General features: G+C 73.2%; 22 protein-coding genes. 8 read left to right on the forward strand and 14 right to left on the reverse strand.

What is annotated here, in order from left to right; all coding sequences use genetic code 11:
- Positions 1–18: 18 nt before the first annotated feature.
- Positions 19–882, reverse strand: a complete 864-nt coding sequence (locus MRBLML1_RS21390) for a hypothetical protein (protein WP_364519891.1) — start codon at positions 880–882, stop codon at positions 19–21.
- Positions 883–889: 7 nt separating this feature from the next.
- Positions 890–1,237, reverse strand: a complete 348-nt coding sequence (locus tag MRBLML1_RS21395; protein WP_364519893.1) for an HIT domain-containing protein — start codon at positions 1,235–1,237, stop codon at positions 890–892.
- A gap of 139 nt (positions 1,238–1,376) precedes the next feature.
- Here MRBLML1_RS21395 and MRBLML1_RS21400 point away from each other — a divergent pair, with 139 nt between their 5' ends.
- Genes MRBLML1_RS21400 through MRBLML1_RS21415 form a run of 4 tightly spaced genes read left to right on the forward strand, consistent with a single transcriptional unit; the run spans position 1,377 to position 4,734 of the window.
- Positions 1,377–1,889 carry a SigE family RNA polymerase sigma factor gene (locus tag MRBLML1_RS21400; protein WP_364519895.1) on the forward strand — a complete coding sequence of 171 codons (513 nt, stop codon included), beginning with the start codon at positions 1,377–1,379 and terminating at the stop codon, positions 1,887–1,889.
- Positions 1,889–2,758 (forward strand): hypothetical protein, encoded by an 870-nt coding sequence (locus tag MRBLML1_RS21405; RefSeq protein WP_364519897.1) that lies wholly within the window; start codon positions 1,889–1,891, stop codon positions 2,756–2,758. The genes MRBLML1_RS21400 and MRBLML1_RS21405 overlap by 1 nt, the downstream gene beginning before the upstream one ends.
- A gap of 30 nt (positions 2,759–2,788) precedes the next feature.
- A complete protein-coding gene (locus MRBLML1_RS21410; RefSeq protein WP_364519899.1) occupies positions 2,789–3,685 on the forward strand; it encodes a Gmad2 immunoglobulin-like domain-containing protein in 897 nt (298 codons plus the stop codon).
- Entirely contained in the window at positions 3,682–4,734 is a 1,053-nt protein-coding gene (locus MRBLML1_RS21415; protein ID WP_364519901.1) for a winged helix DNA-binding domain-containing protein, read from the forward strand. Before MRBLML1_RS21410 ends, MRBLML1_RS21415 begins: the two co-directional genes overlap by 4 nt.
- Before the next feature lie 3 nt (positions 4,735–4,737).
- On the opposite strand, the gene MRBLML1_RS21420 is transcribed toward MRBLML1_RS21415, so the two are convergent.
- The 3 genes from MRBLML1_RS21420 to hrcA are packed head-to-tail and all read right to left on the reverse strand — an operon-like array spanning position 4,738 to position 7,689.
- Positions 4,738–5,481 carry a 16S rRNA (uracil(1498)-N(3))-methyltransferase gene (locus tag MRBLML1_RS21420; RefSeq protein WP_364519903.1) on the reverse strand — a complete coding sequence of 248 codons (744 nt, stop codon included), beginning with the start codon at positions 5,479–5,481 and terminating at the stop codon, positions 4,738–4,740.
- A 1-nt stretch (position 5,482) separates the two neighbouring features.
- A complete protein-coding gene (gene dnaJ, locus MRBLML1_RS21425) occupies positions 5,483–6,655 on the reverse strand; it encodes a molecular chaperone DnaJ (RefSeq protein ID WP_364519905.1) in 1,173 nt (390 codons plus the stop codon).
- Positions 6,656–6,666: 11 nt separating this feature from the next.
- Positions 6,667–7,689: a heat-inducible transcriptional repressor HrcA gene (gene hrcA / locus MRBLML1_RS21430; RefSeq protein ID WP_364519907.1), complete on the reverse strand. Its 1,023-nt coding sequence runs from the start codon at positions 7,687–7,689 to the stop codon at positions 6,667–6,669.
- A 177-nt stretch (positions 7,690–7,866) separates the two neighbouring features.
- Here hrcA and MRBLML1_RS21435 point away from each other — a divergent pair, with 177 nt between their 5' ends.
- From MRBLML1_RS21435 to MRBLML1_RS21445, 3 genes are read left to right on the forward strand one after another with little or no spacing between them, the layout of a single operon-like run.
- The gene (locus tag MRBLML1_RS21435) at positions 7,867–8,607 is read left to right on the forward strand and encodes a hypothetical protein (protein ID WP_364519909.1); all 741 of its coding nucleotides are present in this window, start codon (positions 7,867–7,869) and stop codon (positions 8,605–8,607) included.
- Between the two features lie 29 nt (positions 8,608–8,636).
- A complete protein-coding gene (locus tag MRBLML1_RS21440; protein ID WP_364519911.1) occupies positions 8,637–9,413 on the forward strand; it encodes an MBL fold metallo-hydrolase in 777 nt (258 codons plus the stop codon).
- Between the two features lie 20 nt (positions 9,414–9,433).
- Positions 9,434–10,276: a DUF3097 domain-containing protein gene (locus MRBLML1_RS21445; RefSeq protein WP_364519913.1), complete on the forward strand. Its 843-nt coding sequence runs from the start codon at positions 9,434–9,436 to the stop codon at positions 10,274–10,276.
- A gap of 3 nt (positions 10,277–10,279) precedes the next feature.
- On the opposite strand, the gene MRBLML1_RS21450 is transcribed toward MRBLML1_RS21445, so the two are convergent.
- From MRBLML1_RS21450 to lepA, 9 genes are all read right to left on the reverse strand, one after another.
- On the reverse strand, positions 10,280–10,549 hold the full coding sequence (locus MRBLML1_RS21450) for a DUF6752 domain-containing protein (RefSeq protein WP_364519915.1): 270 nt from the start codon (positions 10,547–10,549) through the stop codon (positions 10,280–10,282).
- Positions 10,546–12,117, reverse strand: a complete 1,572-nt coding sequence (locus MRBLML1_RS21455; protein ID WP_364519917.1) for a class I SAM-dependent methyltransferase — start codon at positions 12,115–12,117, stop codon at positions 10,546–10,548. Before MRBLML1_RS21455 ends, MRBLML1_RS21450 begins: the two co-directional genes overlap by 4 nt.
- Positions 12,114–12,539 (reverse strand): adenylyltransferase/cytidyltransferase family protein, encoded by a 426-nt coding sequence (locus MRBLML1_RS21460; RefSeq protein WP_364519919.1) that lies wholly within the window; start codon positions 12,537–12,539, stop codon positions 12,114–12,116. The genes MRBLML1_RS21455 and MRBLML1_RS21460 overlap by 4 nt, the downstream gene beginning before the upstream one ends.
- A gap of 172 nt (positions 12,540–12,711) precedes the next feature.
- A complete protein-coding gene (gene hemW / locus MRBLML1_RS21465) occupies positions 12,712–13,917 on the reverse strand; it encodes a radical SAM family heme chaperone HemW (RefSeq protein ID WP_364519921.1) in 1,206 nt (401 codons plus the stop codon).
- Positions 13,918–13,946: 29 nt separating this feature from the next.
- Entirely contained in the window at positions 13,947–14,831 is an 885-nt protein-coding gene (locus MRBLML1_RS21470) for an intradiol ring-cleavage dioxygenase (protein ID WP_364519923.1), read from the reverse strand.
- A gap of 38 nt (positions 14,832–14,869) precedes the next feature.
- Positions 14,870–16,693 carry an AMP-dependent synthetase/ligase gene (locus MRBLML1_RS21475; RefSeq protein WP_364519925.1) on the reverse strand — a complete coding sequence of 608 codons (1,824 nt, stop codon included), beginning with the start codon at positions 16,691–16,693 and terminating at the stop codon, positions 14,870–14,872.
- Between the two features lie 85 nt (positions 16,694–16,778).
- A complete protein-coding gene (locus MRBLML1_RS21480; protein ID WP_364519927.1) occupies positions 16,779–17,417 on the reverse strand; it encodes an MOSC domain-containing protein in 639 nt (212 codons plus the stop codon).
- 13 nt (positions 17,418–17,430) lie between these two features.
- A complete protein-coding gene (locus MRBLML1_RS21485) occupies positions 17,431–18,360 on the reverse strand; it encodes an aminoglycoside phosphotransferase family protein (protein WP_364519929.1) in 930 nt (309 codons plus the stop codon).
- Complete coding sequence (gene lepA / locus MRBLML1_RS21490; protein WP_364519931.1) at positions 18,357–20,228, reverse strand: translation elongation factor 4; 1,872 nt, start codon at positions 20,226–20,228, stop codon at positions 18,357–18,359. Before lepA ends, MRBLML1_RS21485 begins: the two co-directional genes overlap by 4 nt.
- Before the next feature lie 91 nt (positions 20,229–20,319).
- On the opposite strand from lepA, the gene MRBLML1_RS21495 reads away from it, so the two are divergent.
- On the forward strand, positions 20,320–21,906 hold the full coding sequence (locus MRBLML1_RS21495) for an alkaline phosphatase D family protein (protein WP_364519933.1): 1,587 nt from the start codon (positions 20,320–20,322) through the stop codon (positions 21,904–21,906).
- Positions 21,907–21,934 lie beyond the last annotated feature (28 nt).

Below are 21,934 nucleotides of genomic sequence, written 5' to 3' on the forward strand. Positions count from 1 at the left end.
GCCCACCTCGTTTCCCGCTCACCACTCCCAGCGCGCGCCGAGGGTGCCCGGGCCGAAGTCGGTCTGGCGGTGGTGGACGCTCCGCGCGCCGTCGAGCGGGACCTCCCACTCGTGGCGCAGCCCGGCCTCGGAGAAGAACAGCCACACCCGCGCCGGCACCCGGTCCGGGTGGAAGCGCACCCAGACCACGGCCTCCTCCAGGCGCTGCTCCGCGGCGAAGGCGTACTCCTGGTCGAGGTCGGGTGGGGCACCGTCGGCATTGCGGATCTCCACCTCGGTCATCGCCGCCTCGCCCATCCGCAGCGGGCGCTCGAAGACGAGCCAGGTGGAGCGGATGCCGTGCTCGAGGTCCTGCACGTCCTCGACCCCGCACCCGGCGGCCGGCAGCACGACGGTGCGGTTCTCCTCGTCCTCGGCGGCCGGGCCGTGGAAGAGGGTGTAGCCGGTCACGCCCTCGCGGTCGGCGACGACGAGCTGGCGCAGCCGGCCGGAGACGAGCTCACCGCGCTCGTTGATGTCGGCCGTGAGGTGGGCCGTCACCCGGAAGACGTCGCCCTCGGTGACGGCCGGCTCCGCGGTGGCGTAGCCCAGCAGCAGCTCGTCGAAGGGCACCGGATCGCCCGCCCGGCGCCGGCGGGGCCCGGGCAGGCGGTGCAGCAGGTCGTTCTCCTTGAGCCCGAGGATCGCCTCGATCTCGCCGATCGCCTCGAGCGAGGACAGCCGGTCGGGGGTGCGTTGTCCCGAGCGCCAGTACGACAGCGCGGTCAGCGACACCTGGTGCCCGCGGCCCCGCAGCCGCTCCCGCAGCTCGCTGAGGGCCATCCCGCGCCGGCGCATCGCGGCGGCGAGCGCGTCCCCAAAACCGGCCGGTGCCTCCTCCATGACTCGCTCAGCCGGGCGGCCAGGTCAGGTCGCGGCCGGCGATCACGTGGCAGTGCGTGTGGAACACGGTCTGCTGCGCACCGGCGCCGGTGTTGAAGACGAGCCGGTAGTCGTCGTAGCCCTCGGCGGCGGCGACGGCGCGGGCGGTGATCGCGATCTCGGCCAGGTCGAGCGGGTCGGCGCTGGCGGTGGCCGCGGCGTTCGGCTCGTGGTGACGGGGCACGACGAGCACGTGCAGCGGCGCCTGCGGATTGATGTCGCGGAAGGCGACGGTCCGCTCGCTGGTGTGGACGACGTCGGCAGGGACGTCCCCGGCGACGATCTTGCAGAACAGGCAGTCGGGGTCGGCGCTCACGGCGCCACCTTCCCAGATCGACCGAAGCCCGTGTCAACCGTTCGGGTAGCCGGGGCGTGGAACTACCGTGACGGTCCATGCGGTGCTCGGCGCTCACCCCTCCTCCCTCGGCGATGCCGCCGGGGCGGGCGGTGCTGCCATGAGTGATGCCGACGCCGCCCTGGAGAGCCTGTACGTCGCCCACTGGGACCAGCTCGTGCGCCTCTCCGTGCTGCTGGTGCGCGACCTGGGCCAGGCCGAGGAGGTCGTCCAGGACGCGTTCGTGGAGCTGCACAAGCGGTGGGCCCTCCTCGACGACCCGGGCCGGGCGCCGGCGTACCTGCGCCAGACGGTGGTCAACCGCTCCCGCTCGGCGCTGCGCCACCGCGGCGTCGTCCAGCGGCACCTGGCCCGGCAGCACCGGGTCGACGACGCGGCACCGGCGGACGAGCCGGTGCTGGCCGACAGCCGCCGGCGCGCGGTGCTCGACGCCCTGCAGCGCCTGCCCCGCCGCCAGCGCGAGGTGCTCGCGCTGCGCTACTACCTCGACCTCTCGGAGTCGGAGATCGCCGAGACCCTCGGCATCAGCCGGGGCGCGGTGAAGAGCCACGCCTCCCGTGGCAGCGCGGCCCTGCGCCCGCTGCTCGCCCCGCACCAGAAGGACGGCCTGTGATGTCCCACCCCGACGACGACCTGCGACGCCTGCTCGGCGACGCCGTCGACGACCTGACGCCACGAGACCGGCTCGGCGAGATCCGGCGGCGGACCGCTCCCCCGGCCCGGCGCCGGCGCCCGCTCGTGGCGCTGTCCGCCGGACTCGCGACCGCGGCCGTCGTCGGTGGCATCGCGCTGGTCGGCGGCCTCGGCCTGCGCGGCGACGACGAGCCCCCGGTCGCCGGCGCCCCGAAGGAGGCCGTGGTCGGCACCTACTTCGTCAAGGACGCGCTGCTCTACCGCGAGTTCCAGGTGGTCGATGCCGGCCCGGACGCCGACCGGGCGCTCGCCGCGCTGCGCCGGCTCGAGGTCGACGCCGGCCCCGAGGATCCCGACTACACCACCGGCTGGCCCGACGGCGCCTTCCGCGAGGTGGTCGTGGCGAACGAGCGCATCGCCGTCCGGCTCGGCGTCGACGCGGTCCCGAGCGGCCTCGCCGCGCAGCAGGCGGTGCACACCGTGCAAGGCGTGCTGCAGTCGACGGCGCCGGTCGTCTTCCTCGGAGCCGGCGGCACGAGCACCGAGCACCTGCGCGACAACCGGGTCGTGGCGCCGGTCAACATCAGCGACCCCGTCGAGGGCCTGGCCGTCGGCGACGTCCTTGCGGTCCGGGGCCGGGTGGCTCCACACCAGCCGCCGCGGCGGATCGCCTGGCAGCTGCGCGACCCCTCCGGCCGGGTCGTCCAGGACGGCACCACCTCCGTCGCCGACCTCGCCTGGTCGCTCGACCTCGACGTCTCCGGTGAGACGCCGGGCCGCTACGTCGTCGCGGTCTTCCCGCTCGGGCGGCCCGCCTCCGACGACACGCGGACCGTCACGGTCCGCTGACCGGCTCGCCCGTTCCGAGAGGATCCCCCCATGCAGACCCCCCTTCGTCGTACCGCCCGCGTGGTGGCGCTCGCCGCGCTCGGCGCCGGGCTGCTCGCCGGCTGCGGCGACGACGACGAGCCCGCGGCCGGCGACAGCAGCCCGAGCGCGAGCCCGTCCACCTCGGCGAGCGCCTCCGGGCCGGCGACGCCGACCACGCCCGGCAGGCCCGCGGTGATCCCGGTCTACTACGTCGGCGACACGCCCCAGGGCGACCGGCTGTTCCGCGAGTTCACCCAGGCCTCCGGCGTGGACCCCCTCGTGGCGGCCGCGGCGGCGGTCACCAGCGGCGACCCGGTCGACCCGGACTACCGCACGCTGTGGCCGACGGGGCGCTTCGCCTCCGTGGTCCGGACCAGCGAGGCGATCGTGGTCGAGCTGCCGGACCGCACCTGGCTGACCCGCGGCTCGCTCGACGCCGAGCGGGCCCGGCTGGCCGTGCAGCAGCTCGTCCACACCCTGCAGGGCGTCGCCGCGAAGCGGCTGCCGGTGCGGGTCACCCTCGACGGGAAGCCCGCCCCGACGCTGCTCGGCGTCGACGCCTCGGACGGCCTCACGGCCGGCCCCGAGCTGGACACGCTCGCGCTGGTCAACGTCACCGAGCCCGCCGAGGGCAGCGTGGTCGGCGACGAGATCACCGCGACCGGCCGGGCCAGCTCGTTCGAGGCGACCGTCCCGTGGACGATCGCCGACAGCACCGGCAAGGTCGTGCAGCAGGGCTTCGCCACCGCCGAGGGCTGGATGGACAAGCTCTACCCGTGGACGACGACGATCGACGTCAGCAGTCTCGCACCCGGCCGCTACACCTTGACCGCGGCCACCGACGACCCCTCCGACGGTGAGGGCGGCGGCCCCACCGAGGACACCAAGCGGATCACGGTCGAGTGAGGTTCACCCGACGGCGGCTCAACCGCACGCTGCTGCTGCGCCAGCACCTCCTGACGCGCGTGGACCGCACGCCCGCGCAGATGGTCGAGCACCTGGTCGGGCTGCAGGCGCAGGAGTCGATGCCGCCGTACCTGTCGCTGGCGGCGCGGCTGACCGACTTCGACCCGCTCGTGGTCAGCACGGCGCTGGAGCAGCGCACGATGGCCCGGATCCTCAGCCTGCGCGACACCGTCCACCTGCACCTGCCGGCCGACGCGCTGACCCTCCCGGTGTGGGCGGCGCCGGTGCGGGACCGCGAGCTGCGGATGAGCCAGACGATCGGTACGGCGCGCGAGGTCGACCAGGAGCGGTTCGCGGCCGCCGTGCGCACGGTCCTCGCCGACGGCCCGCTCCCCCAGCGCACGCTGAGCGCGGGGCTCGCCGAGCACTTCCCGGCCTACACCCCCGCCCAGCTCGGCCAGGTCGCCCGGGTGATGCAGGTGCTGGTGCAGCTGCCGCCGCGCGGGTGCTGGAAGCCGGAGGCCTCGACCGCGGTCGCCTACGACTTCGCCGAGCGCTGGTTGGGCGCACCGCTGGGCACGCCCGACGTACCGGACCTGGTGCGGCGCTACCTGCGCGCCTTCGGGCCGGCCACCGCCGCCGACGTCACCACCTGGTCCGGCATCACCCGGTTGGTGCCGGTGCTCAAGGCGATGGACGACCTCGTCCGGCACGAGGGTCCCGACGGCAAGCCGCTCTACGACGTCGAGGGCGCCCCGGTCGCCGAGGAGGACACCCCCGCCCCGGTCCGCCTGCTCGGCACCTACGACAACGTCTGGCTCTCCCACGCCGGCCGCGACCGGGTCACCGAGCCCGAACGCCGCAACACCTGGATGGGTGTCAGCGGCGCCCAGTCGAACGCGCTCTTCGCCGACGGCTGGCTGGAAGGGCTGTGGAAGGTCGTGGACGGCCGCGTGGTGGTCGGCGAGGTGCTGCGCCCGCTGTCGAAGCGCGAGCGGGCCGAGCTCGACGAGGAGGTCGCCCGGGTCGAGGCGCTGCTCGCGCGCTGAGCCTCAGCCGCCCCAGCGCGGGGTGCGGGCGAGCAGGGCGGAGACCGCGGCCACGCCGGCGGTGGAGGTGCGCAGCACCTCGCTGCCGAGCCGTACGGCGACCGCACCCGCCGCCACCAGCCGGGCCACCTCGTCGTCGGTGAGCCCGCCCTCGGGCCCCACCACGACGAGGATCTCACCGTCGTCGGGCAGCGCCAGCGCGCCGAGCGGCTCGGTGGCGTCCTCGTGCAGCACGACCGCGACGTCGGCGCCCGCGACCAGCGCGGTGACCTCCTCGGTGCTCGCGAGCGGGACGACCTCGGGGTGCCAGGCGCGGCGCGACTGCTTGGCGGCCTCGCGGGCGGTGGCCTGCCACTTCGCCAGCGACTTGGCGGCGCGCTCGCCCTTCCACACCGCCACGCTGCGGGCAGCGGCCCAGGGCACCACCCGGGCGACGCCGACCTCGGTCAGCACCTCGACGGCGAGCTCGCCGCGGTCGCCCTTGGGCAGCGCCTGCACGACGGTGACCCGCGGCCGCGGCTCGGGCAGGTCCTCGACCACCCGCGCCACCACGGTGAACGACCGCTTGGTCGTCTCGGTGACCTCGCCGGTCACCGACCGGCCGAGCCCGTCGGTGAGCAGCAGCGACTCCCCGGCCCGCAGGCGTCGTACGACGACGGCGTGGTGGGCCTCGTCGCCCTCCACCGTCACCGTGTCACCCGTCACCACTCCGGCCAGCGTGGGGACGAGGTGCTGCGGGAGGGTCATCTCAGTGCGCGGTGAACGCGTCGCGGAGCCGGCCGAATACGGACTTGTGGGCCGGGCGCACGTCACCGGTCGGCTGCTCCTCGCCACGGATGGCGGCCAGCTCGCGCAGCAGCTCCTCCTGGCGCGGGTCGAGCCGGGTCGGGGTCTCCACCGCGACCTGGACGACGAGGTCGCCCCGGCCGCCGCGCAGCCCGGGCACGCCCTTGCCGCGCAGCACCACCTCGTGGCCGGACTGCGTGCCGGCCGGGATGGGCAGCTCGAAGGCGGTCTCCAGGCCGGCGTCCTCGGCGTCCGGGAGGTCGGCCTCCAGGGTCGGCATCTGGATCGTGGTGCCCAGCGCGCCCGCGGTCATCGGCACCGAGACCGTGCAGTGCAGGTCGTTGCCGTGGCGGGAGAACGTCGGGTGCGGGGCGACGTGGATCTCGACGTACAGGTCGCCGGCGGGACCGCCGCCGGGACCGACCTCGCCCTGCTCGCTGAGCTGGACCCGGGTGCCGGTGTCGACGCCCGCGGGGATCTTGACCGTCAGCGAGCGGCGCGAGCGGACCCGGCCGTCACCGGCGCACTCGCGGCACGGGTCGGGGATGATCGAGCCGAAGCCGCGGCAGGCCGCGCACGGGCGCAGGGTGCGGATCTCGCCGAGGAACGAACGCTGCACGTGCGCCACCTCGCCGGCCCCGCGGCAGGTCTCGCACGGCACCGGCTGGCTGCCGGGGGCGGCTCCGTCGCCACCACAGGTGGTGCAGCGCACGGCGGTGTCGACCTTGAGCTCGCGGGAGACGCCGAAGGCGGCCTCGGCGAGGTCGACCTCGAGCCGGATGAGGGCGTCCTGGCCGCGTCGTACCCGCGGCCGGGGGCCGCGCCCGCCGCCGCCACCGGGACCGCCCTGGCCGCCGAAGAAGGCGTCCATGATGTCGGTGAAGGAGAAGCCCGCGCCCTGGCCGCCACCGAAGCCGCCGCCGAACGGGTCGCCACCGCGGTCGTACGACGCCCGCTTCTGCGGGTCGGAGAGGATCTCGTAGGCCGCGGTGACCTGCTTGAACCGCTCCTGGCTCGCCTCGTCCGGATTGACGTCGGGGTGGAGCTGCCGGGCCAGCTTGCGGTAGGCCTTCTTGATCGTGTCGGCGTCCGCGTCGCGGGCGACACCGAGCAGCTCGTAGAGGTCTTGGCTCACTTCTCTTCTTCTCAGCTCTCGTCGAGGATGCGCGAGACGTAGCGCGCCACCGCGCGCACCGCCGCCATCGTTCCTGGGTAGTCCATGCGGGTGGGGCCGACGATCCCCAGCGACGCCAGTGCGTCGTCGGGGCCGTAGCCGGTCGCCACGACGCTCGTCGAGGACAGCTCCTGGTAGGGGCCCTCGGCACCGATCCGGACCGTCACCGCGCCGCCCGTGGTCGCCTCGCCGAGCAGCTTGAGCAGGATGACCTGCTCCTCCAGCGCCTCGAGCAGGGGGCGCACGGAGGTCTCGAAGCTGTCGCCGAAGCGGGCCAGGTTGGCGGTGCCGGCCACCATGATCCGCTCGTCGGAGCGGTGGTCGCTCATCGCCTCCACCAGCGCCTCGACCACGGCCCGGGTGGCCGCCGGGGCGTCCTCGCCCTCGGGGACGCGGACGAGGTCGCCGAGCGCGCTCGCCGCGTCGCCGATCAGCTCGCCGGTGGCCGCGAGGTTGACCCGCGAGCGGAGCGCGGCCAGCTCGTCGTCGGCGAGGTCGGCGTCGAGCTCGACGTGACGCTGCTCGACCCGGCCGGTGCTGAGGATGAGCACGAGCAGCAGGCGGGTCGGGGTGAGCGCGACGACCTCCACGTGGCGCACCGTGGAGCGCGACAGCGTGGGGTACTGCACGACCGCGACCTGCCGGGTCAGCTGGGCGAGCAGCCGCACCGAGCGGTGCACCACGTCGTCGAGGTCGACGGCGCCGTCGAGGAAGCTCGCGATCGCGCGGCGCTCGGCTGTCGTGGTCGGCTTGACGGTCGAGAGCCGGTCGACGAAGAGCCGGTAGCCCTTGTCGGTCGGCACCCGGCCCGCGCTCGTGTGCGGCTGGTGGAGGTAGCCCTCGTCCTCCAGGGCGGCCATGTCGTTGCGGATGGTCGCCGGCGAGACGTTGAGGCTGTGCCGCTCGACCAGCGCCTTGGAGCCGACCGGCTCCTCGGTGGCGACGTAGTCCTCGACGATGGCGCGCAGCACGGCGAGCCGACGCTCCTCCTGCATGCCACCTCCTGGACTCGGCACTTCACCCGGCGGGTCACTGGCACTCCACGGACCGGAGTGCCAATGCTACCCACCGCACCCCCGATCGGCGGGACCGGCGAGACACCGCTTTGCCCGGATCGCGAAGTAGGTTAGGCTCACCTAAACACGCTCGATCACTCGACCAAGGGAGACGGCATGTCCCTCGACCCCGGCATCGACGCCGGCCGCGCCGACGTCCAGCGCCTGGCCGCCGCGGCCCGCAGCATCCTGGCCTGCCCGTCCGACGTACGGCTGGTGGTCGACGGGATCGACGACGTGACCGAGGGCCTCGCCGACGCCCACCTGGAGATGCAGGAGCACGAGGGCCGCCCGCTCTTCTCCTGCCCCGCCGACTCCGCGCTGGCCGTCGCCGCGACCGACGGCCGCGGCGCGCTGCTCACCCTGCACAGCGGGCTCGGCCGGCCCGGCACCCCCGACCGCGAGGCGACGCTGACCCTGTCCGGGCGGCTCGAGGCGGCCGGCCTGGAGGAGTGCGAGTGCTGCACCGAGATCCGCATGCGGGTGCTCCTGCGGCTCGACTTCGCGCTGCTCGCCCGGCCCGGCCACGGCCCCGACGAGGCCCGGATCCGGGTCCCGCTCGCGGCCTTCACCGCGCCCGGGCTCGAGCTCAACCGCGGCTTCCTGCAGCGCTCGACCGAGCACGCCAACCAGTGCCACCAGGACGAGCTGCGCCGCGCCGTCGCGACCCGCACCGGCACCCGCCTCGGTGAGGTCGTCGGCGTCCAGCTCACCGGCCTCAGCGCCTCCGGCGTCGTCCTGCAGTGGGTGGACCTCAGCGGGTCGCACCAGGCCGAGCTGCGGTTCGGCCACGCGGCGCGCAGCGCGCCCGAGCTCGGCGAGCTGCTCCGCTCGGAGCTCCACGCCGGCCTGTGCTGAGCTGAGCCGGGACTCGCTACGGTGGGCGGATGCCGTTCACCGAGGTCGCGGACCGGGTCTGGGTCCGCCGCGAGCCGTCGTACGACGTCAACCTGACCGTCATCGGGGGCGAGCGCGGCCTCGTCGTGGTCGACACCCTGGCCAGCGCCGCGCAGGCGCGTGCCGCGATCGCCGCGATCGGCGACCTGGGCGTCGGGCCGGTGGTCGCCGTGGTCAACACCCACGACCACTTCGACCACGTCCTCGGCAACGCCGCCTTCCGTGAGCGGTACGACGACCCGCCGGTCCACGCGACCGAGGAAGCCGCCGCACGGACCGATCCCGATGCCCCGCCGGCCGACCGGACCTTCTCCAGCGCCGCGGTCATCGACCTCGGCGACCGCCAGGTCGAGCTGGTCCACCCCGGCCGGGGCCACACCGCGGGCGACCTCGTCGCCCGGGTCCCCGACGCGGACGTGCTGCTCGTCGGCGACCTCGTCGAGGAGTCCGCCCCGCCGGCGATCGGTGCCGACTCCTGGCCGCTGGAGTGGCCGCAGACCCTGGACCTGGTGCTCGGTCTCACGTCACCGGGCACGGTCGTCGTACCGGGACACGGGAAGGTGGTGGACCGCCGGTTCGTGGAGCAGCAGTGCGACGACCTGCGCGCGGTCGCCGAGACGATCCGCGAGCTCGCCGGGCGCGGCGTCCCCGAGGCCGAGGCGCTCGCCTCCGCGGAGTGGCCCTTCCCCGAGGACGCGCTGCACCACGCCGTCCCGCGGGGTTACGCCCAGCTCCCCCGGGCGCGCCGCCAGCTGCCGCTCGCGTAGCCGTCCTAGGCTGGTCCGTCGTGGATCGCTACGGGACCGACGTGCTGTCAGGAGACTGGAAGGCCCCGAAGCGGGGACGTGCCGTGGAGACGCCGGCGGACCTCGGCCTGGTGGTCGAGGAGGTCACCACCGACTGGTGCGGCGAGATCGTCGCCGTCGACCGGGACCTGCACGTGCTGACGCTGGAGGACCGGCGCGGCAAGCGTCGTACCTTCCCGCTGGGGACGGGCTTCCTGCTGGAGGGCAAGCCGGTGGTCCTCACCCCGCCCGTCACCCGGAAGGGCCCGGAGAAGAAGACCCGCACCGCCAGCGGGTCGATCGCCGTGCACGACGCGAAGGCGCGGGTCGCCCGGGCCAGCCGCATCTTCGTCGAGGGCCGCCACGACGCCGAGCTGGTCGAGAAGGTGTGGGGCGACGACCTGCGGATCGAGGGCGTGGTGGTGGAGTACCTCGGCGGCGTGGACGACCTCGCCGACCACCTGCGCGACTTCGCGCCGGGCCCGAACCGGCGGGTCGGCGTGCTCGTCGACCACCTGGTCGCGGGCTCCAAGGAGAGCCGGATCGCCCAGGGCATCATGAGGTCGCCCGTCGGCAAGGACGTGCTGATCGTCGGGCACCCGTTCATCGACATCTGGCAGGCGGTCAAGCCCGAGCGGCTCGGCTTCGCGGCCTGGCCGAAGGTGCCCAAGGGCATCGACTGGAAGAAGGGCACCTGTCAGCAGCTCGGCTGGCCGCACCGCGACCAGGCCGACATCGCCCGGGCGTGGAAGCACGTGCTCGGCGGCGTGCGCGGCTTCCAGGACCTCGACCCGGCCCTGCTCGGGCGGGTCGAGGAGCTGATCGACTTCGTGACGAGCCCCTGAGGCTCAGAGGCCCTGCTGGTAGCGCTTCAGCACCTCGTCGACCTTCGCCTGGTCCCGCGCCTCGAGCGGGATCAGCAGCTCCGCGACGACGTCGGTGAGCTCGGCGATGCGCCGGTTGAGCTGGCGGTTCTCCTGCACCTCGGCCTCCAGCGCGCGGACCCGCTCCTGCAGGCTGCTGCGGCTGCCGCGGTTGCGGATCCGCTCGACGACCGGCGCGGGCAGGTGCTCGCGGGCCTGGGCGCGGATCCGGGTCCGGATCTCGTGGTTGCTCATCGGTTCTCCCTCGGAATGTGGGTGGTGCGCGCGGGCCAGGAGGCCCGGATCCGGCAGACGACGGGGTCGAACTGGTCCAGCATGTCCTCACCCGGTACGACGAGGAGCTGCTCCACCACGCCGCCGGCCGCCTCGATGGCGGCCCGGACCCGCTCGGGGTCGACCCGGCGGACCAGGCCGTCGGGCGCACCGGGCGTGCCGGCCGGTGCCTCGGGGGCGTAGGCCGCGGAGAACTCCAGGAACAGCTTGCCGCCGCCGGGGCGCAGCGCCATCCGGGCCAGGGTCCACAGCTGGTCCTGGGCGGCGTCGTCGAGGCAGCCGAGCAGGTGGCGGGCGTAGAGGTGCCGCGGGTCCCGGGCCAGCCGGGCGCCGTGCAGCAGCGTGGAGCGCAGCTCGCCGAGGATCAGCTGGCTGGCGTCGAGGTCGAGCTGACGGCGGGTGGCCTTGCGGCGGACCCCGCCGACGCCCGCGCGGGAGAAGTCCAGCGCCTGCGTGCGGTGCCCGCGCTGGGCGAACCACAGCGCGTCGCGACCCGTGCCGCTGCCGAGGTCGGCCACCCCGAGCCCGCCGAGCTGCGGCTCGACCCACCGGGCGAAGGCGGACGGGCCGGTGCCGACCTGCTGGCCGCCCGGGCCGTTGAGGAAGCCGGTCCACAGGCCCATCTCGCTGCGGAAGCCGCGCAGCCAGCCGTCGAGGCGTCGTACGCCGGCCGCCGGGTCCGCGTAGCGGAACGACGGGTCCGGGGTGCGCCACTGCGGGCCGTAGAGGAAGGCGAGCATCGCCTCCGGGTCGCGTGGCGCCGGGAACGAGAAGCCGTGCAGCTCGATCGTCGAGAACGGCTCGATCGCGGTGCGCGGCAGGTCGCCGCTGCGGTTGCCGAGCTGGAAGAAGGTGTCGCCGACGTGGAAGGCCGCGAAGACGTCGATGTGGCACAGCCGCCCGTCGGAGAGCGGCAGCAGCAGCTTGATGTCGCCGCCCGACATCCGCAGCAGGTTCCAGCCCCGGGCCCGCATCGCGCGCGAGATCCGGTAGGACTCGGCGATGACGTCGGCCGGTGAGTGGTGGTCGGAGAGGTAGCACAGGTCGGTGTCGGAGTCGTGCGCGAGCATCCGGCCCTCGCGCACCGCGCCGAGCAGGGCACCGTAGTTGAGGTAGGCCTTGACCCCGGCGTGCACGAGCAGGTCGTTGACCGCGCGCTGGGTGCCGGCGAGGATCTCCTCGCGCACCGACTCCGCCGTGGCCTCGAAGGAGCGGGTCAGGTGCCCGACCTTGTCGACGCACAGCCGGTTGCCGGCGCGGTCGACGACGGCCAGGTTGCCCTCGCCGTCACCGAGGACGGCCTCGTCGTCGTAGAGGACCTGGGCGCCGGTGGTGTCGGCGACCCGCACCCGGCCGCGGCCGGAGAGGTAGGGGCGCAGCACGCCGGGCCAGGGCACGAGCACCTCGGCGCCCTGGCGCACGCCGTCGCGCTCGGGGGTGAGCGACCAGACGTAGTGCCCGTCGATCTCGACGAGGAAGGGGCGCGTGGTCAGCGGCAGCAGCAGGCCCTCGTCGGAGACGATCGTCATGACGCCCCGCGGTGCGCGAGCGCCTTGCGCAGCGCCGTCGAGGAGGTCTGCAGGGTGTAGGGGAAGTAGGTGACCTCGACGCCGAGCAGGGCCATCTCCTGCTCCAGGCGCAGGCCCTTCTTCGTGCCCTCCCAGTCGTCGCCCTTGAAGATCCGGTGGAAGCCCACGTCGCGCCACGAGTCGGTCTTGCTGGACGTCTCCTCGGCGTAGACCGCGTCGACGATGCCGATGGCCTCGACGATCTCGAGCCGCTCGGCGAGCGGGACGGTGGGCTGCACGCCCTTCGTCTCCAGGCACACCTCGTCGGAGACCACGCCGGCCACCAGCACGTCGCACCACTGACGCGCCTGACGCAGCGCGTTGAGGTGACCGATGTGGAACAGGTCGAAGGCACCTGGCGCGTAGCCGATCACGGGACCCATCGAAGCCTCCTTCAGGCAGCGCCGCCCTTCGACGCTAAAGACTACTGTATCACTACAATTAAGTGTCTATGGCATCGACGGCGTGACCACTGCCACACGCCGTCACCGGGACGACGGACGACGGGCCGCGCCGGTTCGCACCCTTGCCCGATCCGAGGACGGGGCGCGGGGGTCAGCCGAGCAGCGTGCGGACGACGCCGTCGGCGAGCAGCCGGCCGCGCGGGGTGAGCACCACCCGGTCGGCCCGGTCCTCGACCAGCCCGTCGGCGACCAGCCCGGGCAGCGCCGCGGTGTCGTCGAGGACGCGGACGTCGAGGCCGGAGCGCAACCGGACCTCCAGCAGCACCCGCTCCACGCGCCGGGTCTCGGCGTCGAGCAGCTCGCGGGCATGGGCCGGGCTCTGCCCCGCGGCCAGCCGGCCGGCGTACGCCGCCGGGTGCTTGACGTTCCACCAGCGCACGCCGCCGACGTGCGAGTGCGCGCCCGGGCCGATCCCCCACCAGCCGGCACCCGTCCAGTAGCCCAGGTTGTGGCGGCAGCGGGCGGCGTCGTCGCGTGCCCAGTTGGAGACCTCGTACCAGCCCAGGCCCGCCGCGCGCAGCCGCTCGTCGGCCTGGACGTACTTGTCGGCGAGGTCGTCCTCGTCGGGCATCGGCAGCTCGCCGCGGCGGACCCGGCGGGCCAGGGCGGTGCCGTCCTCGACGATGAGGGAGTACGCCGAGACGTGGTCCGGCGCGCACGCCAGCGCCGCGTCCAGGGTGGTCTCCCACTGCTCGGCGCTCTCCCCCGGCGTGCCGTAGATCAGGTCCAGGCTGACCTGCTCGAAGCCGGCCGCGCGCGCCGCCTCCACCACGAGCGGCACCCGCTCGGGGTCGTGGGTGCGGTCGAGCACGGCGAGCACGGAGGGCACCGCGGACTGCATCCCGAAGGAGACCCGGGTGTAGCCCGCCTCGCGCAGCGCGCCCAGGTAGGCGAGGTCGACGGAGTCCGGGTTGGCCTCCGTGGTCACCTCGGCGCCCGGCGCCAGGCCGAGCTCGTCGTCGATCGCGCGCAGCACCCGGCCCAGGTCCGCGGCCGGCAGCAGGGTCGGCGTCCCGCCGCCGAGGAACACCGTGTCGACGGGCCGCTCCCGCTCACCCAGCACGCGGCGGGCCAGCCGGACCTCGGCGACCGCCTGGTCGGCGTACGTCGCCTGGGAGACGCCGGGCCCGAGCTCCTGGGCCGTGTAGGTGTTGAAGTCGCAGTAGCCGCAGCGGACCGTGCAGAAGGGGACGTGCACGTAGAACCCGAACGGGCCGTGCTCCACCTCGGCCAGCGCCGGCTCCGGGAGGGACCCGTCCGGCGGAGCGGGGTCCCCCTCGGGCAACGCGGACGGCACGGGGCCATCCTCTCAGGTCACCTCCGGGGTCAGACGGGCACGTTGAGCGTCACGGTGTAGCCGTCGGTGACCGAGCCGGTGACCTTGGCCAGCTGCAGGGAGTAGCCGTCGCTGAAGATGCCGTCGGAGTCGAGCGAGAGCTGCTCGAGGTTGGTCACGCTCTGCTCGTAGCCCTCGGTGGCGTAGACGTCGTTGCAGACGTCCTCGGGCAGCGCGAGCTGCGAGGTGCGCAGCTTGTTGTCGCCGGAGGTGGCCTTGGCGAGGCTCTCGTAGACCTCGAAGTGCATGTGCGGCCAGCGGCCCGAGTAGCAGGCCGGGAAGATCGTGGTGAAGGTCAGCTCGCCGTTGGCGTCGGCCTCCTGCACGCCGCGCAGGTAGTTCTCCTCGGCGATCGCCTCGTCGTACATCGAGTAGCGGCCCTCGCGGTCGCAGTGCCACAGGTAGATCGCGGCACCCGCCAACGGGGTGACCTCGTCGCCGTCGAGGTCGTAGACCTTGAGCTTGACGGTGGCCGGGATGCCGGCCGCGACCCCGGTCGCGTCGCCGAAGCTGGACGTGATGTCGCTGCGGACGACGCCCGACTCGCTCAGCACGTTGGGCCCGTTGCTGCCGTCGCCCGGGTAGGGGCCGGCGGTCTCCTCGGGGATCTCGCCCTCGGCGACCTCGACGCTGCTGTCGCCGCCCATCCCGCCACCGGCCGGCGGGGGGTTGCCGCCCGGACCGCTGCTCGTGGAGGCGGAGGAGTCCGCCGTGGTGGACGTCGTGCCGCCCGACCCGCACGCGGTCAGCGCCGCCGCGGCGCCCACGCCGCCCAGGAGCCCGAGCAGCCCACGACGCGCCATGATCTTCGGCAGGTCGTGGGACAGCCCGAGGTCGTGCTCTTCGGTCTCGTCAGCGTGCGCGTGGTGGCTCATGCCCCGAGTCTCGGGGCCGGTCCTGTGCGTCTGCTGTGTCAGCCGTAGAAGGACTCGATGAGATCCTTGTTGTTGGTCTCCACGACGTTCCGCTTGACCTTCAGCGAGGGGGTCAGCTCACCGGACTCGATGCTCAGGTCGTGGTCGAGGAGCTTCCACTTCTTGACCGTCTCCCAGCGGTTGAGCTGGGCGTTGAGCTGCTCGACGTACTCGCCGATCATCGCCTGCACCGCCTCGTCGTGGACGAGCTCGGTGTAGGTCTTGCCCGACTTGCCGTTCTCCTCGGCCCAGCCCGCGATCGCGTCGGGGTCGACGGTGACCAGCGCGGAGACGAAGTTGCGCTCCGCGCCGAACACCATGAACTGGCTGGCGTAGGGACAGATCGCCTTGAACTTGGCCTCGATGGCCGGCGGGGCGATGTACTTGCCGCCGGAGGTCTTGAAGAGCTCCTTGATCCGCCCGGTGATGGTGAGGAAGCCGTCGGCGTCGAGCTCCCCCTTGTCGCCGGTGCGCAGCCAGCCGTCGGCGGTGATCGCCTCGGCCCTTGCGTCGTCCCGGTTGTGGTAGCCGGCCATGACGTGCGGACCCTTGAGCTGGACCTCGCCGCCCTCGCCGATGCGCACCTCGGTGCCCGGGAAGGGCTGGCCGACCGTGCCGAGCTTGTAGGCGTCGGGGTGGTTGACGGTGGCGCCGGCGGCGTTCTCCGTCATGCCGTAGCCCTCGAGGATCAGCACGCCGGCGGCGTGGAACCACGCGGCGATGTCGGCGTTGAGCGCCGCCGAGCCGGAGATGAAGAACTTCACCCGGCCACCGAAGCGGTCGCGGACCTTGCTGAAGACCAGCTTGTCGAACAGCCCGTGCTGCAGGCGCAGCGGCAGCGGGACCGGCTTGCCGGCGAGCTTGAGCGCGTCGACCTTGGTGCCGACCTCGAAGGCCTTCTTGAAGATCTTCTCCTTGGCGCCACCCTCGGCGGCGGTCATGGTGACGATCCGGGCGTGCGCCTTCTCGAAGATGCGCGGCGCGGCGCCCATGAAGGTCGGCTTCACGATGCCCAGGTTGTCGACGATCTTGTCGACGCGGCCGTCGATCGCGGTGGCGAAGCCGCACGCGAGCTGGGTCGAGAGCAGCACCTTGCCGAAGGAGTGGGCCATCGGCAGCCACAGGAACTGCAGGTCGTCCTCGTGCAGGATGTCCTGCGCCTTGATGGCCTCGCCCTCGAACACCCACGCCTTGTGCAGCGTGCGCACGCCCTTGGGCTTGCCCGTGGTGCCGGAGGTGTAGATCAGGGTCGCCAGCTGGTCGGGCGCGATGCCCTGGGCGACCTCGTCGACGGCGTCCGGCCGCTCCGCCAGGTGGGCGTCGCCGCGCTCGGCGAGCTGGTCGAGGGAGATCACCCAGTCGCCGTCGGCCAGCGCGGGGTCGAAGGAGACGACCGTGCCCAGCGCGGGCAGCTCGTCGCGGTGGTCGCGCAGCTTCTGCAGCTGGTCGGCGTCCTCGGCGAAGACGATGCGGCACTCGGAGTCGCCGACGATGTACGCCGTGTCCTCACCGCCCGTCGAGGGGTAGACCGTCGTGGTGGCGCCGCCGGCGCACATCACGGCGAGGTCGGCCAGGATCCACTCGTAGCGGGTCGAGGAGGCGATGCCGACGCGCTGCTCGGGCTCCAGCCCGAGCGCGAGCAGACCGGCCGCGAGGCGGCGTACCCGGTCGCCGGCCTGGCGCCACGTCACGGACTCCCAGGCATCGCCGCGCGGGAACCGGAAGGCCTCCCGGTTGGCGCTCTGCTCCACCCGGTCGAGGAACTGCACGGCGCAGTTCTTCGGCAGGTTCTGGAGGAAGTTCGTGTCGTGATTGATGGGCATGACGCTCCTGCATGCTCGTCCGAGACCGGCGCTGACTGATCAGTAACCTAGATCACCGGCCCAACGCCCGGTAGGGAAGCCTGCACTACGGGACGAAAGCCTCGACCTTCGCGCGGACCTTGGCGGGCAGGTTGTCGACCACGAGCAGCTCGGGCAGCCGGCTGCGGTCGAGGTTGAGCGCGACGAACAGGTCGCGCACGGTGACCCCGTGGCCGGGGCGGTGGACGACGACGATCTCGTCACCCGCGGCGATGGTGCCGGGCCGGAGCACCCGCAGGTAGGGCCCCGGGCGCAGCGCCTGGGCGAACCTCTTCACCCACGCGGTGGTGTCGTAGCCGGTCTCCCCCATCCAGCCCTTGAAGTCGTTGCACGGCGTGCGCACGTGGGCCACCTCGAACAGGACGGTGCCGGCCTCGAAGCGGGTGCCGAGCTCGAGGGCGTTGAGGTCGATCCCCTCCGTGGTGAGGTTCTCACCGAGCTGGCCGTCGCGGATCGGGCGGCCCAGCTCGGCCTCCCAGAACTCCACGTCCTCACGGGCGTAGGCGTAGACGGCCTGGTCCGGGCCGCCGTGGTGGAGCGTGTCGGAGACCTGGTCGCCCTCGATGCCGAGCACGTGGACGTCGACCGGGCCCTCGACCTGCCGCTTGTCGATGGACGTGCGGCCGATCTTGGCCCACTCCTTGTCCCGCGGGCGGCCGACACTGACGGTGAGGATGGTGGGCACGGGACGATTGTGCCTAGTCCTGCACCGCTTTGGCGACCGAGATGCAGGACGTCACATGGGCCCGCTCCTCCGCGTCCAGCGCCCGGCCCGCACGGACGGCGTCCTCGTGGGCCCAGTGCGCGTTGAGCACCGAGCGCACCACCACCCAGGCCCGGGCCCGGTCCTCGTCGAAGCCGGCGGCGTCCACCAGGGTGTGGAAGCGGCGCCGGATGCCGTCGCGGACGGCGCCGGCGTACTCGTCGTAGCGGTCGCGGAGCATCGGCTCCAGCTCGTAGTGCGGGTCGCCGTTGGTCGGCTTCGGGTCGATCGCCAGCCAGTCCGGCGCACCGTCGCGCTCGCCGCGCAGCACGTTCTCGTAGTGCAGGTCGCCGTGCAGGACTGCCGTCGCGGGCTCCGCGGTCAGCTCCGCCGCCAGGCCCAGCGCCTGCTCGACCAGGCGGCGCGGGACCGGCACCGTCGCGGCGTCGCGGCGCAGCGCGGCGGCCCACCGGTCGACGTACGACGCCTGGGAGCGCAGCTGCGGCAGCGGCGCCACGTGCAGCCGGGGGTAGAGCCCCGCCACCACCTCGCACGCCTCGACGTCCCAGCGCTCGCTCAGGTCGGTGCGCTCCAGGCGCTCCAGCAGCAGCGCCCGGCGGCCCGGGTCGGCGCGCAGCAGGCGGACCGCCCCGCGCCCGTGCCAGTGCTGGAGCGCGAGGTGCTCGTGCTCGGACTCGTCGTCGGGCAGGCCGATCTTGAGCGCGGCGGGGGTGCCGTCGGCCGTCGTCACGGGCAGCACGAGCGAGCAGAAGCCGTGCCAGGCCTCCTCGCCCGCGGTGAGCTCCCAGTCGTCCAGGACGCCGCGCGCGGTCGCCGGGAGGGCGTCCAGCCAGGCCGCCCACTCCGGACCGAGCGCGCGCTGCGCGTCGAGCCCGGACGGGACCGGCACCGGCCGGGAGGTCACTTCTTCGGCTTGTCGCCCGCGGGGCCGGTGGTGGACAGCGCGGCGACGAACGCCTCCTGGGGGACCTCGACGCGGCCGACCATCTTCATCCGCTTCTTGCCCTCCTTCTGCTTCTCCAGCAGCTTGCGCTTGCGGGTGATGTCACCGCCGTAGCACTTGGCGAGGACGTCCTTGCGGATCGCGCGGATGTTCTCGCGGGCGATCACCCGGGCGCCGATGGCGGCCTGGATCGGCACCTCGAACTGCTGGCGCGGGATGAGGTCCTTGAGCTTGCCGGCCATCATCACGCCGTAGGAGTAGGCGGCCTCCTTGTGCACGATCGCGGAGAAGGCGTCCACCGGCTCGCCCTGGAGCAGGATGTCGACCTTGACCAGGTCGGCGGCCTGCTCGCCGGAGTGCTCGTAGTTGAGCGAGGCGTAGCCCTTGGTCTTGGACTTGAGCTGGTCGAAGAAGTCGAAGGCGATCTCGCCCATCGGCAGCACGTAGCGCATCTCGACCCGGTCCTCGGACAGGTAGTCCATGCCCTGCAGGGTGCCGCGCTTGTGCTGGCACAGCTCCATGATCGTGCCGATGAAGTCGGCCGGGGCCAGGATCGTGGCGTCCACGACCGGCTCGCGGACCTCGGAGATCTTGCCGTCGGGATACTCGCTCGGGTTGGTGACGATGAGCTCGGTGCCGTCCTCCATGATCACGTCGTAGACCACGTTCGGCGCGGTGGAGATGAGGTCGAGGTTGAACTCGCGCTCCAGCCGCTCGCGGGTGATCTCCATGTGCAGCAGGCCGAGGAAGCCGCAGCGGAAGCCGAAGCCGAGCGCGCCGGAGGTCTCCGGCTCGAAGGTCAGCGCCGCGTCGTTGAGCTGCAGCTTCTCCAGGGCGTCGCGCAGCGTCGGGTAGTCGTCGCCGTCGATCGGGTAGAGGCCGGCGAACACCATCGGGTTCGGGTGCTCGTAGCCGCCCAGCGGCTCGGCGGCCTGGCGTCCGTTGACGGTCACCGTGTCACCCACGCGGGACTGGCGGACGTCCTTCACACCGGTGATCAGGTAGCCGGTCTCACCGACGCCGAGCTTGGCGGCCTTCATCGGCTCGGGACTGATCACGCCGACCTCGAGCATCTCGTGCAGCGCACCGGTCGACATCATCTTGATCTTGTCGCGGTGCGAGAGCTCGCCGTCGACCACCCGGACGTAGGTGACCACGCCGCGGTAGGTGTCGTAGACGGAGTCGAAGATCAGCGCGCGGGCCGGGGCGGCGGCGTCGCCGACGGGCGCCGGGACGGACCTGACGATCTCGTTGAGCAGCGCCTCGACGCCGACCCCGGTCTTGGCCGAGGTGAGCAGCACGTCCTCGGGCTCGCAGCCGACGAGGTTGGCCAGCTCCGCGGCGTACTTCTCCACGTTGGCGCTGGGCAGGTCGATCTTGTTGAGCACCGGGATGATGTGCAGGTCGGCGCCCATGGCGAGGTAGAGGTTGGCCAGGGTCTGCGCCTCGATGCCCTGGGCGGCGTCGACCAGCAGGATCGCCGCCTCGCACGCCTGGAGCGAGCGGGACACCTCGTAGGTGAAGTCGACGTGGCCCGGGGTGTCGATCATGTTGAGGATGTAGGTGCCCGGCTCGGCACCCGCCTCGTTGCCCGCCTCCACCGTCCACGGCATCCGCACCGCCTGGGACTTGATGGTGATCCCGCGCTCGCGCTCGATGTCCATCCGGTCGAGGTACTGCGCCTTCGCCTCGCGCTCGCCGACGACACCCGTCAGCTGCAGCATCCGGTCGGCGAGGGTCGACTTGCCGTGGTCGATGTGCGCGATGATGCAGAAGTTGCGGATGATCGCGGGGTCGGTGTGACCGGGCTGCGGGACGGTGACTGACATGGTCCCGCCATTCTTCCAGGGCCGGACGGGTTCAAGAATTCGCCGCCCGCGGTTGGCCGCCCGTTCGCCGTACGACGACAGGGTGGCCGGCATGGACCCGGCCCTCCCCCCGACCTCCGCCCCCGCCCGCCTCGACCGTCGCGGCATCCTCCGCGGCGCGGCGCTGACCGCCGGCCTGACCGCGCTGCCGGCCCTGCCCGGCGCCCGCGCCGCCGCTCCGCTGCTGGTCCGGCGCGACCGGCCGGTGCTCCCGGTGGGGGTGCAGTCGGGCGACGTACGGCCGGGCGGTGCGGTGCTGTGGACCAAGGCCGACCGGCCGGCGCGACTGGTCGCCGAGATCAGCCGGGACCCGTCGTTCCGCCGGGCGCGGACCCTGCGCGGCCCGGTCGTCACCGCGGCCACCGACTTCACCGGCCAGCTCGACCTGCGCGGGCTGCCCTCGGGCACCGACCTGCACTACCGGCTGCGGGCGGTCTCCCTCGACGACCACCGCGCCGTCAGTGCGCCGGTCGCCGGCCGGCTGCGCACCGCACCGGGGCGCGGTGACGACGTCCGCTTCCTGTGGTCCGGCGACATCGCCGGGCAGGGCTGGGGCGTCAACCCGTCCTACGGCGGCTTCCGGATCGCCGACGCCATGCGGGCCCGCCGGGCCGACTTCTTCCTGTGCAGCGGCGACAACGTCTACGCCGACGGCCCGGTCCAGGCCTCCGTGGCGCTCCCGGACGGCTCCACCTGGACCAACCTGGTCATCCCGGAGAAGACCAAGGTGGCCGAGACCCTGGCGGAGTACCGCGGGCAGTACCGCTACAACCTCCTCGCCGACAACTGGCGCGCCTTCCTCGCCGAGACCGCCCAGGTCGTGCAGTGGGACGACCACGAGGTGACCAACAACTGGTACCCCGGCGAGGTGCTCGACGACGCCCGCTACACCGAGCAGCGGGTCGATGTGCTCGCCGCGCGGGCCCGCCGCGCCTTCCACGAGTACACCCCCGTCGCGCCCATCTCGCCCGACCCGGACGGCCGGGTCTACCGGGTGATCCCCTACGGCCCGCACCTGGACCTGTTCGTGCTCGACATGCGCACGCACAAGGACCCGAACACCGCGAACACCGAGACCACCCGCGACGGCGGCGTGCTCGGCAGGCGGCAGACGGCCTGGCTGATCGACGCGCTGAAGCGTTCGCGGGCGACCTGGAAGGTGATCGCCAACGACCTGCCGCTCGGGCTCGTCGTACCGGACGGGACCTTGCAGGAGGGCCTGGCGCAGGGCGACCCGGGCGCCCCGCTCGGCCGGGAGGCGGACATCGCGCAGGTGCTCACCGCGCTCTCGCGGGCCGGGATCCGCAACCACGTGTGGCTGACCGCCGACGTGCACTACACCGCGGCGCACCACTACTCGCCCGACCGGGCGGCCTACCAGGACTTCGATCCGTTCTGGGAGTTCGTCTCCGGGCCGCTCAACGCAGGCGCCTTCGGCCCGAACACGCTGGACGGCACCTTCGGCCCGGTCGCGGACTTCGTCGCCGCCGCGCCGGCGCCGAACGCCTCTCCGGCCGCGGGCTTCCAGTTCTTCGGCGAGGTGGAGGTGGACGGTGCGAGCGGACGGCTCACCGTCACCCTGCGCGACGTCGAGGGCGCGGCGCTCTACACCCGGACGCTGGACCCGGCGCGGCGCTGAGCCGCTGGGCTCGGGCGAGCCGCCGGGT

This window comes from Nocardioides sp. LML1-1-1.1, from assembly GCF_040676175.1.
Taxonomy (GTDB): Bacteria; Actinomycetota; Actinomycetes; order Propionibacteriales; family Nocardioidaceae; genus Nocardioides.

Bases quoted from the DNA above. Each gene is read 5' to 3' on its own strand.
- MRBLML1_RS21390 (WP_364519891.1), bottom strand. From the start codon at position 882: ATGGAGGAGGCACCGGCCGGTTTTGGGGACGCGCTCGCCGCCGCGATG.
- MRBLML1_RS21400 (WP_364519895.1), top strand. From the start codon at position 1,377: ATGAGTGATGCCGACGCCGCCCTGGAGAGCCTGTACGTCGCCCACTGG.
- MRBLML1_RS21405 (WP_364519897.1), top strand. From the start codon at position 1,889: ATGTCCCACCCCGACGACGACCTGCGACGCCTGCTCGGCGACGCCGTC.
- MRBLML1_RS21410 (WP_364519899.1), top strand. From the start codon at position 2,789: ATGCAGACCCCCCTTCGTCGTACCGCCCGCGTGGTGGCGCTCGCCGCG.
- MRBLML1_RS21420 (WP_364519903.1), bottom strand. From the start codon at position 5,481: ATGACCCTCCCGCAGCACCTCGTCCCCACGCTGGCCGGAGTGGTGACG.
- hrcA (WP_364519907.1), bottom strand. From the start codon at position 7,689: ATGCAGGAGGAGCGTCGGCTCGCCGTGCTGCGCGCCATCGTCGAGGAC.
- MRBLML1_RS21435 (WP_364519909.1), top strand. From the start codon at position 7,867: ATGTCCCTCGACCCCGGCATCGACGCCGGCCGCGCCGACGTCCAGCGC.
- MRBLML1_RS21440 (WP_364519911.1), top strand. From the start codon at position 8,637: ATGCCGTTCACCGAGGTCGCGGACCGGGTCTGGGTCCGCCGCGAGCCG.
- MRBLML1_RS21450 (WP_364519915.1), bottom strand. From the start codon at position 10,549: ATGAGCAACCACGAGATCCGGACCCGGATCCGCGCCCAGGCCCGCGAG.
- MRBLML1_RS21455 (WP_364519917.1), bottom strand. From the start codon at position 12,117: ATGACGATCGTCTCCGACGAGGGCCTGCTGCTGCCGCTGACCACGCGC.
- MRBLML1_RS21460 (WP_364519919.1), bottom strand. From the start codon at position 12,539: ATGGGTCCCGTGATCGGCTACGCGCCAGGTGCCTTCGACCTGTTCCAC.
- MRBLML1_RS21470 (WP_364519923.1), bottom strand. From the start codon at position 14,831: ATGAGCCACCACGCGCACGCTGACGAGACCGAAGAGCACGACCTCGGG.
- MRBLML1_RS21475 (WP_364519925.1), bottom strand. From the start codon at position 16,693: ATGCCCATCAATCACGACACGAACTTCCTCCAGAACCTGCCGAAGAAC.
- lepA (WP_364519931.1), bottom strand. From the start codon at position 20,228: ATGTCAGTCACCGTCCCGCAGCCCGGTCACACCGACCCCGCGATCATC.
- MRBLML1_RS21495 (WP_364519933.1), top strand. From the start codon at position 20,320: ATGGACCCGGCCCTCCCCCCGACCTCCGCCCCCGCCCGCCTCGACCGT.